Origin of the sequence: Aeromonas sp. YN13HZO-058 (assembly GCF_001921245.1) — a bacterium.
GTDB lineage: Bacteria > Pseudomonadota > Gammaproteobacteria > Enterobacterales > Aeromonadaceae > Aeromonas > Aeromonas allosaccharophila.
Genome location: NZ_MQSY01000056.1, coordinates 146,219 through 159,327, shown reverse-complemented (window position 1 = coordinate 159,327; position 13,109 = coordinate 146,219). Strand labels below are relative to the sequence as shown.

At 57.6% G+C, this 13,109-nt stretch carries 10 protein-coding genes; 1 reads left to right on the top strand and 9 read right to left on the bottom strand.

Annotation, left to right across the window (positions count from 1 at the left end; all coding sequences use genetic code 11):
• The first annotated feature begins 36 nt into the window (after positions 1 to 36).
• A complete protein-coding gene (gene fabA / locus BSP75_RS14085; RefSeq protein ID WP_196783564.1) occupies positions 37 to 576 on the top strand; it encodes a 3-hydroxyacyl-[acyl-carrier-protein] dehydratase FabA in 540 nt (179 codons plus the stop codon).
• An 84-nt stretch (positions 577 to 660) separates the two neighbouring features.
• Here the strand turns inward: fabA and rmf are convergent, their stop codons facing one another.
• From rmf to BSP75_RS14035, 9 genes are all read right to left on the bottom strand, one after another.
• Positions 661 to 837, bottom strand: coding sequence for a ribosome modulation factor (gene rmf, locus BSP75_RS14080; RefSeq protein WP_010674759.1), 177 nt, complete (start codon positions 835 to 837; stop codon positions 661 to 663).
• Positions 838 to 998: 161 nt separating this feature from the next.
• A complete protein-coding gene (locus BSP75_RS14075) occupies positions 999 to 2,912 on the bottom strand; it encodes an ABC transporter ATP-binding protein (RefSeq protein ID WP_075113610.1) in 1,914 nt (637 codons plus the stop codon).
• A 73-nt stretch (positions 2,913 to 2,985) separates the two neighbouring features.
• Positions 2,986 to 3,216 (bottom strand): glutaredoxin family protein, encoded by a 231-nt coding sequence (locus tag BSP75_RS14070; RefSeq protein ID WP_075113609.1) that lies wholly within the window; start codon positions 3,214 to 3,216, stop codon positions 2,986 to 2,988.
• Entirely contained in the window at positions 3,216 to 5,411 is a 2,196-nt protein-coding gene (gene rlmKL / locus BSP75_RS14065) for a bifunctional 23S rRNA (guanine(2069)-N(7))-methyltransferase RlmK/23S rRNA (guanine(2445)-N(2))-methyltransferase RlmL (protein WP_075113608.1), read from the bottom strand. Before rlmKL ends, BSP75_RS14070 begins: the two co-directional genes overlap by 1 nt.
• A 140-nt stretch (positions 5,412 to 5,551) precedes the next feature.
• Positions 5,552 to 5,677, bottom strand: coding sequence for a type B 50S ribosomal protein L36 (ykgO, locus tag BSP75_RS14060; protein WP_075113607.1), 126 nt, complete (start codon positions 5,675 to 5,677; stop codon positions 5,552 to 5,554).
• Positions 5,678 to 5,941 carry a type B 50S ribosomal protein L31 gene (locus BSP75_RS14055; RefSeq protein WP_075113606.1) on the bottom strand — a complete coding sequence of 88 codons (264 nt, stop codon included), beginning with the start codon at positions 5,939 to 5,941 and terminating at the stop codon, positions 5,678 to 5,680. It abuts the gene before it with no gap.
• Between the two features lie 392 nt (positions 5,942 to 6,333).
• Positions 6,334 to 6,870 carry a cell division protein ZapC gene (locus tag BSP75_RS14045; protein ID WP_075113605.1) on the bottom strand — a complete coding sequence of 179 codons (537 nt, stop codon included), beginning with the start codon at positions 6,868 to 6,870 and terminating at the stop codon, positions 6,334 to 6,336.
• An 88-nt stretch (positions 6,871 to 6,958) separates the two neighbouring features.
• Positions 6,959 to 7,969 carry a quinone-dependent dihydroorotate dehydrogenase gene (gene pyrD / locus BSP75_RS14040; RefSeq protein ID WP_075113604.1) on the bottom strand — a complete coding sequence of 337 codons (1,011 nt, stop codon included), beginning with the start codon at positions 7,967 to 7,969 and terminating at the stop codon, positions 6,959 to 6,961.
• A gap of 77 nt (positions 7,970 to 8,046) precedes the next feature.
• Positions 8,047 to 12,885: an NAD-glutamate dehydrogenase gene (locus tag BSP75_RS14035; RefSeq protein ID WP_075113603.1), complete on the bottom strand. Its 4,839-nt coding sequence runs from the start codon at positions 12,883 to 12,885 to the stop codon at positions 8,047 to 8,049.
• Between the last annotated feature and the right edge of the window lie 224 nt (positions 12,886 to 13,109).

Sequence of the window (13,109 nt, the reverse complement as noted above, 5' to 3'; positions counted from 1 at the left end):
TGAAGGAAATACCGCGTGACCGTAGACAATACCACCATGGAAGCCCGCCTTTCTCTGTGCGAACAGGGCAAGAACTCTTTTACCCGTGAAGAGCTGCTGGCTTGCAGCCGTGGCGAACTGTTTGGTGAGGGTAACAGTCAGCTGCCTGCCCCCAACATGTTGATGATGGACCGCATCGTCAAGATCAATGACAACGGCGGCGAGCACGGCAAGGGCGAGATCCTGGCTGAGCTCGACATTACTCCGGATCTCTGGTTCTTCGATTGCCACTTCCCGGGTGACCCGGTGATGCCTGGCTGTCTCGGTCTGGACGCCATGTGGCAGCTGGTTGGGTTCTTCCTGGGCTGGAAAGGCGGCCCCGGCAAGGGTCGTGCGCTGGGCGTGGGTGAAGTGAAATTCACCGGTCAGATCCTGCCGACTGCCAAGAAAGTGACCTACAAGATCACCTTCAAGCGCGTCATCAACCGCAAACTGGTGATGGGGATTGCTGATGGCGTGGTCGAAGTCGACGGCCGTCCGATCTACAGCGCCACCGATCTGAAAGTGGGCCTGTTCAAAGATACCACCGCATTCTGATCTCTCTGATGAGTGGTAAAACAGCATTAACGCAAAGGGGCCACAACGGCCCCTTTCCTTTTGTAATGAGTGATGAAGTACCTGCTACTTCATGAAGAGGCCTGAGCCCCGCCCTTCCATGGCGTCACGCCAACCACCAAGCCAATGCCCACGGGCATCCAGGCATTGATACGGACACGCTTCTTTCTGTTTGCCGACCACGCCAGCCTGATAACCACGAGCACGAGCTCTTTCCAGACGGTCCCGCTTCTGTCTCTTCATCATCTACGACCCTCTTCGTGGAACAAAAAAAGCGACCAATTCTGCATCGGTCGCTTTCATCTTTACTCCTGCGAGTGCACCCGGTCAAACAAAAACTTTCACCCTAACCGGGCTATGTGACACAAGGCACTGAACTGGATTAAGTTTTAATTACAGGGAACTTACTCCTGATTTTTGAGTCCTTCCAGCTCTTCCCAGCGAGCAAATGCCTGCTCCAGCGCGGCTTCGGCGGCATTGAGCGCATCCAGTTTCGGCTGGGTTTGCTCGGCTGACAGGGAGAAGAACCCGGGCTGGTTGATCTCGCTTTGCAGCGCATCCAGTTCGGCTTCCAGCTGCTCCAAGCGGGCAGGCAACCCTTCCAGCTCAAGCTGCAGCTTGTAGGAGAGCTTCTTGCTCTTCTTCGGCGTTTCGGGCGCGGCGGCAACGACCGGCTCGGGCGCCTTGACCGCTGCACTCTTGGCCTGTTGCTGAACGCTCTGCTGTTCGCGAGTCGCCATCATATCGGCATAACCGCCCACATAATCGCTGATGCGGCCATCCCCTTCAAACAGCCAGCAACCGGTCACGGTGTTGTCGATAAAGCGACGATCGTGACTGACCAACAGCAGGGTACCGGGGTAGTCGGCGAGCAGCTCTTCCAGCAGCTCCAGGGTTTCCACATCCAGATCGTTGGTCGGTTCATCGAGGATCAGCAAGTTGCTGGGCTTGAGGAACAGCTTGGCCAGCAGCAGACGGTTCTTCTCACCGCCGGAGAGCGCCTTGACCGGCGTACGGGCCCGCTTGGGCTCGAACAGGAAGTCCTGCAGGTAACCGAGGATATGGCGGGAGCGACCACGCACCATCACCTCCTGCTTGCCCTCCCCGACGTTGTCCACCACGGTCTGCTCGGGATCGAGCTGCTCGCGGTACTGGTCGAAGTAGGCCACCTCCAGATTGGTGCCCCCCTTGACGGTGCCACGGGTCGGCTCAAGCTGACCCAGCAACAGCTTGATCAGGGTCGATTTGCCGCAGCCATTGGGGCCGACCAACGCAATCTTGTCGCCGCGCAGCACTTGCAGATCCAGCCCCTTGAACAGGGTGCGATCGCCAAAGTCCAGCCCCAGCCCTTCGGTCTCGAACACCAGCTTGCCGGAGCGATTGACTTCATCCAGTTGCAACTTGGCCTTGCCCTGCAGCTCGCGGCGCTGGGAACGCTCCATCCGCATCGCCTCCAGGGCGCGCACCCGACCTTCGTTACGGGTACGGCGAGCCTTGATGCCCTGACGCACCCACACCTCTTCCTGTGCCAGCTTGCGGTCGAACTCGGCATTTTTCAGCTCTTCGACCCGCAGCCACTCCTCTTTCCCTTGCAGGTATTCGTCATAGTTGCCGGGCCATGAGGTGATGGCGCCGCGATCGAGATCGATGATCCGGGTCGCCAGCTTGTGGATGAACTCCCGATCGTGAGAGATAAAGACGATGGCGCCGCGAAAATCCTTGAGGAAATCTTCCAGCCAGTTGATGGCTTCGATATCCAGGTGGTTGGTCGGCTCATCGAGCAGCAACAAGTCGGGATCGCAGGCCAGTGCCCGGGCCAGCGCCACTTTGCGCAGCCAACCGCCGGAGAGGCTGTCGAGGGTCACGTCAGGATCCAGCCCCAGCAGGGTCAACACCTGACTGATACGGGTTTCGAACTGCCAGCCATTCTGATAATCGAGCTGCTCTTGCAACTCGCTCATCTTGCGAATATTGGCATCTGACGGATCGTGCGCCAGCTCCATGGAGATATGGTGGTACTGCTTGAGCAACTCACCCACGCCTGCCAGCCCTTCGGCAGCATAGTCAAACACCGTCAGCTCGCTGGAGGCCGGTGGATCCTGCTCAAGGCGGGTCACTTTCAAATCTTGTTGCAGCACCAGACGTCCGTCGTCCAGCGGCAGTTCACTGGCGATGACCTTCATCAGGGTAGACTTGCCTGCCCCGTTGCGGCCAACCAGACAGAGACGCTCACCGCGCTCGATGGTCAGTTCGGCATTGTCGAGTAGCGGGAAATCACTGAACGACAGACAGGCGCCGTGCAATGTTAAAAGAGCCATGTTTGTTCCTTATTTCATATGAAAAAAACGGGCAGCAGACTGGGTCTGCCCCCGTTTTATCGTCAAATCACGCTCACCCCTGACGGGCGGCCCAACCCTTGAGCTCGGCCAGCGTGAAGGGCCAGCCGAGCTCGCGGCCCGCCTCGTCACGCAGTACCGGAATACGCACCCGATAGGCGGCCAACCACTGCTCATCATCCATGATGTCGCACTGGCGGGTGGCGGCGGCAAGGCCGGCCTCCTCCACCAGCGCCCAGGCCTGCTCACAGAGGTGGCAACCGTCGGTGTGAAACAGGGTCAGCATCACGCCTCAGCCTGCTCCGGCGCATGGGTGATGATCCAGCAGTTGTGGATGTGCTGGTTGCGCTCGAAATCTTTCGGCCGCGTCTTCTGGGTGATGTTCTGGGCCTTGAGACCGATAGCCTCGAGACCGGCCAGATCCATCTTGAAGTGACGCTTGTTGTTGGAGAAGACCAGGGTGCCGTCCGCCGCCAGCAGACGCTTCAGGTGCTGCATCAGCAGCAGGTGATCGCGCTGTACGTCGAAGCTCTCGTCCATCCGCTTGGAGTTGGAGAAGGTGGGAGGATCGATGAAGATGAGGTCGTACTGCTCATCCGCTTCCGACAACCACTTCAGGCAATCGGCCTGGACAAACTTGTGCTGACGACCCACCAGCGAGTTGAGACGCATGTTGTCCTGCGCCCAGTTCAGGTAGGTGTGGGACATGTCGACCGTGGTGGTCTCGCTGGCACCGCCAAGACCTGCGTGCACGGTGGCACTGCCGGTATAGGCAAACAGGTTCAGGAAGCGCTTGCCCTTGGCCATCTGACCCAGCATGCGGCGAGTCTGACGGTGATCGAGGAACAGGCCGGTATCCAGATAGTCGTAGAGGTTGACCCACAGACGGGCACCGTACTCCTGCACTTCCATCCGGTGCTGCTCTTCGGAGAGCTTCTGATACTGCTGTTTGCCTTCCTGACGCTCACGCACCTTCAGGATCACCTTCTCGCCGTCCATGCCGGTCACCTTGATGGCGGCCTGAACCATGTCGAGCAGACGCTGACGGGTCTTCTGGGCGGGAATGTCCTTGGGCGCGGCATACTCCTGCACCACCAGATAGTCCTGATAGCGATCGATGGCGGCGTTGTATTCCGGCAAGTCGGCATCATAGAGGCGATAGCAGTCAATCCCCTCTTTGCTGGCCCACTTCTCGAGGGTTTTCAGATTTTTGCGCAGACGGTTGGCAAAGTCCTGCGCGACCTCTTTTTGGGAGGCCACGGAGTCCAGTGCGATCTGGTAGTTACGCAGCTGACACTCGAGGGCGCCGTTGAACAGGCGATATTGCTTGTCGGCACGCAGGCGCAGACAGCTAAGCAGTTCGGGGGATGCGGAAAGAATGGAGACTTTCCACCCCTGGAAGCTGCGACGCAGGGCATCGCCGAGAGCCTGATGCACTTCCAGCAGCGCCGGGAACTCGCCGAGACGCTCGCCATAGGGCGGGTTGGAGATCAGCATACCGACCTGACGAGCCCCCCCTTGACCTTCTTCCCCTTCAACAGGGGCAGGCATCGGCAGCGGGTTTTCCAGCTTGGTGACATCGGCTTGCTTGAAGGTGATGAGATGGGCCACACCGGCCGCTTTGGCGTTGTCGCGCGCTTTGAGCAGCACGCGCTGATCGGCATCGCAACCAAACAGCTTCACTTCACAACGCTGCATGCCGCGTTTGGCGCGCACTTGCGCTTCCATCATCAGGCTCTGCCACAACTCGCTATCGTGCTGCAGCCAGCGATCGAAACCGAAGCGCTCGCGGCGCAGCGCCGGCGCCATGTCGGCAGCGATAAAGGCCGCTTCAATCAGCAAGGTACCGGAACCGCACATGGGGTCCATCATGGGCTCACCGGCCCAGCCGCTCCGAGCAATCATGGCGCAGGCCAGGTTCTCTTTAAGCGGTGCTTCACCAGTACCCTGACGATAGAAACGCTGGTGCAGCGCCGGGCCAGACAAGTCCAGCGTGATATTGGCCTTGCCTTTGCCCAGGTGCGCCATGATGCGGATATCCGGCGACTTCTTGTCCACGTCAGGACGCACGTGACCGCGCTTGGTGAAGCGGTCAACGATAGCATCCTTGATCTTCAGCGCGCCATATTGGGTATTGCGAATGGCGGGGTTGGTACCAGTAAAGTCCACCGCGATGGTAGAGGTACCGGAGAAGTGCTCTTCCCAGGGAATGGTGTGGGCGCCCAGATAGAGATCCAGATCGTCGTTCATCTGGAATTCGGACAGCACCAGCACGATACGGGAGGCAAAACGGCTCCACAGGCAGGCCTTGTAGCCAATCGCCAGTTCGCCTTTGAAGTGGACGCCTGCCACGGTCTCACGGACCTGCTCTGCGCCCAGGGTGGTCAGCTCATCGGCCAACAGGTTTTCCAGCCCCTTGGGGCAGGTTGCAAAAAATTCTTTCATCACGCTCACGGGGAACCCATAAAAATAGTGCCGCATTATACCTCATCAGGCGGGCTGGAGCATGCAAAAGTCGGCGCAAACAGCAGGATGGAAACAGATTGATAGGGGGCGATAAAGGTAAAAGACCCCATGATCACCTGATGGCGAGATCATGGGGCCAGACATCATTTAACGAATCACTTCATGCGAGCCTTGAAACGGGGATTGCTTTTGCAAATCACGAACAATTTGCCCCGACGGTGCACCAACTGACAATCGGGATGACGTGCCCGTGCGGATTTGAGTGAACAGAGGACCTGCATTCAGGACTCCTTCTTGCTTGAAAATGCGCCAAAGCGCTTGTTGAAACGGGCCACACTCCCCTCGCTCGATACCTGCTTCTGCTTACCGGTATAGAACGAGTGCGACTGACTGGAAACATCGAGCGACACATAGGGATACTCCTTCCCGTCTTGCCACGTGTAGCGGCGATCGCTCTTGATGGTTGAACCGACCAGGAAAAAGGCATCTGCCGCCGCATCATGGAACAGCACCAAACGATAATCCGGGTGAATATGAGGCTTCATGGCAACTCCATTTTGTTATGTTATAACAAAATGTAAGTGAGAATAGCTCTCGTTTCAAGCATAAAATGCCGTATGTAGAAAATTGTGGCAGTGAGTGAGGTGTTGATACTGAGGTGCAGACACTAAACACGCAGAACTAAACAAGAGTGAGACACCATGCTGGCAGCGCGGGAATGCAAAGACAGGCCAAGATACGGCAGTGGGTCAGAACACAAGATGCAAGTGGATGTAATAAGCCTCAGGAGAGGCTGAATCACAACCATGAACATCAATGAGAATAGGCAAGATGTTCGTGGATCAATGAAGTATCAGAAACGAGGCGCTATTGAGGTGACAACAGTAAAAACAGACAGTGGTGTAATCACAGAGATAAAGCGATTGATGAAATAATATCAACTAACCTGACGATATTGCTCGGTCACGGTAATACGCGGTTTCATCCGGTTATTCATCACCTTGATCACCCCGAAACGCGGCAGGGTTTTGCTGGTGGTCAATACCAGATCGGCAGTGAGATTCAAACAGACGCTGGCCTGCTCCCCTGCCTCAATGACCATAAATTCGCCGTTGCCATGGGGTGTATTCATCCAGACCAGATCACCGTTTTGCGGGATCACCAGCGGATGTTGTTCACCAAAAAACCAGCTTTGCGGCATCAGGGGTTTATAAAAGCGACTGACCGCGATGGCGTTGAGCACCAGTTGTACCTGATGGGGAATACTCCACTCAAGTTCGGCTGCTTTATCCATCAACTGATAATAGAGGGCTGCATCATCGACACAAAAAGGCTGTGTCGCAAACGAGCTGGGCACCAATTGTCGCCCTTTATACTCGGTCGCAAATAACATGTTATCAGACAGGTCCAACATCAGACGGTCACTCTGGGCATCATAGTGCCATTGCCAGCTATCGGTCGGTTGGATAAACATGTTGGAGCCCTTACTTGAATTTCGTCTGTTGACTTTATTCCATGTCGATAAAATCAGCAACGTCAAATAAAGGGCTCCACCCTATTTCTTATATATTGGTCACGATCTCTTTGACCAGACCCGGTCCTTTATAAATAAAACCGCTATAAATTTGTACCAGACTGGCACCAGCGGCCAATTTTTCACGGGCGGCCATGGCACTATCAATACCACCTACACCGATAATTGGCAGGGCACCATTTAGCGCTTTGGCCAGATGACGAATCACCTCGGTGCTCTTGTGTTGCAGCGGACGACCACTCAGCCCCCCCGCCTCACCGGCATGGGGCATGTCGTAGATCATCTCGCGCTCGAGGGTGGTATTGGTGGCGATAACCCCATCAATGCCATTACGCATCAGCGAAGCAGCCACCTGATCTATTTCTTCAAGGCTTAAATCCGGGGCAATTTTAACTGCCAGCGGCACATATTTTTTATATTGGGCGGCCAGCTCCTGCTGACGCACCTTGAGGGCTGCCAGCAACTCATCCAGCGCCTCGCCATATTGCAGCGAACGCAAACCCGGGGTGTTGGGGGAAGAGATATTGACGGCAATATAACCGGCGTGATCATAAACCTTGTCCATGCAGATCAGGTAATCATCCTTGCCCTGCTCTATGGGGGTATCTTTGTTCTTGCCGATATTAATGCCGATGACCCCCTGATATTTGGCCTCTTTCACCTTGGCCACCAGATGATCCACCCCCTTGTTGTTGAATCCCATCCGGTTGATGATCCCCTCTGCCGGAATAACCCGGAACAGACGAGGCTTGTCATTGCCGCTTTGGGGTCTGGGGGTGACGGTACCGACCTCGATAAAGCCAAATCCCATGGCGCCCAGCGCGTCAATGCACTCACCATCTTTATCCAGACCGGCCGCCAATCCCAGCGGATTGGCAAAAGAAAGCCCCATAACAGTGACGGGGCGTTTCGGCAAATTCTGGCGGAAGAAACAATCGAGTGGCGTACCGAGAAGGCGGGGCAAATATTTCATGGAGAGATCGTGCGCCTGTTCCGGGTTGAGCTTGAACAGGAAATGCCTGGCGATGGGGTACAACATCTTTGCTCCTTAAAGAAAGCCCCGGCAACTGGCCGGGGCTTTGGGTGTAATGTCGGTGTCATGCCTTAATCTGGCAATTAAAGTGCCCGACAGTTCAACTGGAGCAGGTTCAACTCTCGCAAGGCCACCGAGAACTTGGCGAACTCGTGAGTGCTGGTGGTCTTGAAGTCGGCCAACATGTGGGTCCAACGGGACAAGAGTTGCTCATGCTCCGAAATCCAGTCGGCCAGTATGGTAGCGCATTCTCCCTCTCCTTTGCACCCTTCCAGTACCACAGAAGTGAGACTGCGTTGCTGCCAGTCCAGATCTTCGCGGAAAGAGGCCCGCGCCATCGCTTGCCAGTGGTTGCCGACCGGCTGATGGTTGATCTGGTCGAGGAACCAGTGCAGATCCAGTTTGGCCCCGAGGCGATAGTAGACATTGGCGGCACGCAGGATGTCGGTCTTGTGCTCCGCGGCGATCTGCGCCAGATCCAGACTGGAGAAGAGGCTGCTCATATGGGCAACCTGACGGGCAATGGCCTCGGGCACCTGTTTCTCCATCCACTTGGCAACAGCCTGACGATGCTCTGCCACCTCACTCTCATCCATTACCTCGTAAAGGTGCGTGCCCAGGGTTTCAAACGCCGGACGGAAGAAGGCGATGTTTTCGCTGATGCTCCAACTGCGATTGCGGGCACGCAGGAACCAGCGGGTGGCACGTCGCACAATGCGGCGGCTGTAGAACATCAGCTCGAGCTGAGTCTGGGCATCCACCAGGTTGTCGCACCCTTCGATATCGCGCCACAGCTGGTTCATGCCAAACACTTCGCGGGCCATGGCAAAGCAGCAGGCCACTTCCGCCACCGAGGCACCGGTCTCGTCCTTCATCCGGCTGGCGAAGTTGAGCCCCATGTCGTTGACCAGCATGTTGGCCACCCGGGTAGCAATGATCTCGGAGCGCAGCGGGTGATCGGCCAGCTGAGCACCAAACTGCTGCTGCACCTTGGCCGGGAAGCTGGTGACCAGCATGTTGGCGAGGAAGGGCTCGTCAGTCACGTCCGGGCCGTTGAGCTGCTCTTTCAGTACCATCTTGCCGTAGGCCACCAGCACCGCCAGCTCGGGTCGGGTCAGCCCCTGCCCTGCTGCCATCCGCTCGGAGAGCTCCTCGTCAGAGGGCAGGAACTCCAGCGCACGGTCCAGCTTGCCTTCCCGCTCCAGCCCCTGAATAAAGCGCTGCTGCTCTTTGAGTTGTTCAGCACCGCGGAAACTGGTGACCGAGATGGACTGGGACTGACGATAGGCGTTGGTGATCACGATCTGCGCCACATCGTCGGTCATCTCGTAGAGCATCTGGTTGCGCTGCTTGAGAGTCAGATCGCCAGCTGCCACCAATTGGTTCAGCAGGATTTTGATGTTCACCTCGTTATCGGAGCAATCTACCCCACCCACGTTGTCGGTAAAATCGGTATTGATGCGACCGCCCTGACTGGCGTACTCCACCCGACCGAGCTGGGTAAAGCCGAGGTTACCCCCCTCGCCCACGATGCGGGCCCGCAGATCGCGACCATTGACCCGCAATGCGTCATTGCTGCGATCGCCCACTTCCCCATCGCTCTCGCGAGCGCTCTTCACGTAGGTGCCGATACCGCCGTTCCACAGCAGATCGACATTGAGGCAGAGCAGCGCCTTGATCAGCTCGTTCGGGGCCATGCTGGCCTTGTCGGTGCCGAGCAGGGTCTGCATCTCGGGGCTCAGCTTGATGGACTTGGCGGAGCGCAGGAAGATGCCGCCCCCTTGTGATATCAGCTCGCGGTTGTAGTCATCCCAGCTGGAGCCCGGCAGATCGAACAGGCGCTGGCGCTCGACAAAGCTCTTGGCCGCATCCGGAGTGGGGTCAACGAAGATGTGCATGTGGTTGAAGGCGCCCACCAGCCGGGTGTGCTCCGAGAGCAGCATACCGTTGCCGAACACGTCCCCCGCCATGTCGCCAATCCCGACACAGGTAAAATCAGTGATCTGGCAGTTGACGCCAATTTCACGGAAGTGACGCTTGACCGACTCCCAGGCCCCACGGGCGGTGATGCCCATCTTCTTGTGGTCATAACCGACCGAGCCGCCGGAGGCGAACGCATCGCCGAGCCAGTGACCATATTCGAGGCTGATCTCGTTGGCAATATCCGAGAAGGTGGCAGTCCCTTTGTCGGCGGCAACCACCAGGTAGTAGTCATCCTCGTCGTGACGCACCACGGATGTCGGCGGGATCACCTCGCCGCCGATGATGTTGTCGGTCACATCGAGCAGGCCGCGAATAAACAGGCGGTAGCAGGCCTTGCCCTCCTCCTGGATGACGGCGCGGGTTGCCCCTGCCGGCATCTGCTTGCAGTAGAAACCGCCCTTGGCCCCCACCGGTACAATGACGGTGTTCTTCACCTGCTGGGCTTTCACCAGACCCAGCACCTCGGTGCGGAAGTCCTCTTTGCGATCGGACCAGCGCAGGCCGCCACGGGCCACCTTGCCCCAGCGCAGATGCACCCCTTCCACCCTCGGCGAGTAGACGAAGATCTCGAACTTGGGCAGTGGCAGCGGCATGTCGGTGATGCTGGAGGGCGCCAGTTTGAAGGATATGTAGGGCTTGATGTTGCCCGCTTTGTCCAGCTGGTAGTAGTTGGTGCGCAGGGTAGCGTCGATCATCTCTACATAGCGGCGAATGATGCGATCGTCATCAAGGTTGGCCACCTGATCCAGCTTGGCGGCAAGCGCCTCGTGCAGCTTGGCTTCTGCCTTGGCGTCCTGTTTGCCAGCCGGATCCAGGCGCTGTTCGAACAGGGTAAACAGCAGCTGGGCAATATCGGGGTAACGGGTGAGGGTCTCTTCGATATAGGACTGACTGAAGGAGACACCGGTCTGGCGCATGTATTTGGCATAGGCGCGCAGCACCGACACCTGACGGCCAGTGAGGCCCGCCCCCAGTACCAGTCGGTTGAAGCCGTCATCTTCCAGCTGCTTGTTCCAGATCGCGGCAAACGCCTGCTGGAAGCGCTGCTGGCTCTGGGCCAGATCAAAGGGCTGCTCGCCGTGCAGCAGCATGGAGAAGTCGAGGATCCAGAACAGATCGCCGCTCGGGGTGCGCACCTGATACGGGGTCTCGCCAATCACCCGCAGTCCCATGTTCTCCAGCATCGGCAGCACGTCTGAGAGGTGAATGGGTTCGGTGCGATGGAACAGCTTGAGGCGGACCCGACGATCGTTTTCCTCCTCCTGTGCGCGGTAGAACAGCATGCCGAGCGGCTCTGCTTCACTCAGGTTATCGAGCGCCATGATGTCGGCCACGGCAGAGCCCGGCAGCACATCTTCCTTGTAAGCGCGCGGGAAGGCAGTGCTGAAACGGCGACGCAGTTCGTTGCCGCGGGCTTCACCGTAGTGAGAGAGCAGCACGGAGTCGAGTCGGTCATCCCAGCTGCGGGCCGCTTCAATCAGGTTGTTCTGTACTTCGTTCACATCCACATCCACGTTGTTGTTGTTGACCCGCACTATGTAGTGGGTCCGCGCCAGCACGCCCTCGGTGAAGTAGACGTTGAACTCCACCTCTTCGTTGCTGCCAAAATAGTTCTGCAAAATTTGCTGGGTCTTGATCCGCAGCGCGGTGTTGTAGCGCTCCTTGGTGACATAGACCATGCAGGAGAAGAAGCGACCGTAGACATCACGGCGCACGAACAGTCGCAGCATGTCCCGCTCCTGCATCTCCAGCACGCCGAGACCGGTGGCCAGCAGCTCCTCTTCGCGGGCCTGGATCAGCTCGTCGCGGGGATAGGTTTCCAATACGTTGAGCAGCGCCTTGTAGGCGTGGGAACCCTTCTCGTGACCGGAGGCGGCCATGATGCGCTCGAGGCGATGACTGATGAGCGGGATCTGGGTCGCGCTGGTGTTGTAGATGGAAGAGGCGTAGAGGCCGATGAAGCGATCTTCCCCCACCACCTTGCCATGCTCGTCAAAGCGCTTGATGCCGATGTAATCCACATAGGCCGGGCGGTGAACCCGGGACTTGCTGTTGGATTTGGTGAGGATCAGCAAGTCGGAGCTCAAGGCGGCGTGACGGGCACTGGCTGGCATGTTGCCAAGGCGCTGACCCACCTCCTTGATGGAGTTCTTCATCAGACCGAGGCTGGAGCTGGCCTGCGGCAGGATCTCGTGATCGCCTTCCACCGCCTTGACGTCGTAACGGCGATAGCCCATCAGGGTGAAGTTGTGGGCAGCCACCCATTTGAGGAAAGCCACACAGGAGGCCACCTCCTCCTTGCTGGCCGGGCTCTTGCGCTTGGGCAGCTCGTCGATGATCTCATTGAGCTTGGTCAGCATCGGCTGCCAGTCGCCGACCGCCAGCGCCACTTCACCGGCCACCGAGTTGAGCTCGGCAGCCAGCGCGGCCATCTGCTCCTCGCTGGTGAGGTGATCGATCTCGATAAGGAATGCCGTTTCAACCGAGGTCTGCCCGTCGGTGTTGTCGAGCGCCAGAATGGCGTCAATCTTGCCATCCGCGCCACGAATGAGATGCAGCGGTTGGTGCAGCATCATGTGGGCGGTGATATTGAGCCGCTTGAGCGCCATCCGGATGGAGTCCACCAGGAAGGGCGAGTCCTGCAGGATCACCTCGACGATGGTATGGGGGGACTGCCAGCCGTGACGGGTCAGCTCGGGATTGTAGACCCGGATGTAGGGGTCGGTGCCGTTGCGCTGATTGAGGGCATTCCACAGGCTCAGGGCCGCGCCGTAGAGATCGCTGTCATTGCGATCGTGCAGATCGGAGCTCGCCATGTTGCCGTAGAACTTGGCAACGAAGCGCTCGACCAGAGAGGCACTGTTTTTGGGCAACTTCTGATGGATCAGGCTGAGAACGTTTTCGAGCAGAACTGAGGTAGGGGCGTCTTTCAATGCCATTTTTATATTCCTTATCGGACGACATTAACCACCGACGCAGAGGCAACCACCCTGGTTACCCGCTGGTGCAGAGTTGTTGCGAAGTGTAATGGCTTGGATAAGGGAAGGCGAGGAAAGGTGCTAACGAGATGTTAAAAACAAGGTGCAGATCACGGCTTAAACTGTGAGAAATTTTGCAAATAACCAAAAATACAGAAATTCCCACTACCTTTGTGCCAGTTTAC

Bases quoted from the DNA above. Each gene is read 5' to 3' on its own strand.
- BSP75_RS14045 (WP_075113605.1), bottom strand. From the start codon at position 6,870: ATGTTTATCCAACCGACCGATAGCTGGCAATGGCACTATGATGCCCAG.
- BSP75_RS14035 (WP_075113603.1), bottom strand. From the start codon at position 12,885: ATGGCATTGAAAGACGCCCCTACCTCAGTTCTGCTCGAAAACGTTCTC.
- rlmKL (WP_075113608.1), bottom strand. From the start codon at position 5,411: ATGCGGCACTATTTTTATGGGTTCCCCGTGAGCGTGATGAAAGAATTT.
- BSP75_RS14055 (WP_075113606.1), bottom strand. From the start codon at position 5,941: ATGAAGCCTCATATTCACCCGGATTATCGTTTGGTGCTGTTCCATGAT.
- pyrD (WP_075113604.1), bottom strand. From the start codon at position 7,969: ATGTTGTACCCCATCGCCAGGCATTTCCTGTTCAAGCTCAACCCGGAA.
- BSP75_RS14075 (WP_075113610.1), bottom strand. From the start codon at position 2,912: ATGGCTCTTTTAACATTGCACGGCGCCTGTCTGTCGTTCAGTGATTTC.
- rmf (WP_010674759.1), bottom strand. From the start codon at position 837: ATGAAGAGACAGAAGCGGGACCGTCTGGAAAGAGCTCGTGCTCGTGGT.
- BSP75_RS14070 (WP_075113609.1), bottom strand. From the start codon at position 3,216: ATGCTGACCCTGTTTCACACCGACGGTTGCCACCTCTGTGAGCAGGCC.
- fabA (WP_196783564.1), top strand. From the start codon at position 37: ATGGAAGCCCGCCTTTCTCTGTGCGAACAGGGCAAGAACTCTTTTACC.
- ykgO (WP_075113607.1), bottom strand. From the start codon at position 5,677: ATGCAGGTCCTCTGTTCACTCAAATCCGCACGGGCACGTCATCCCGAT.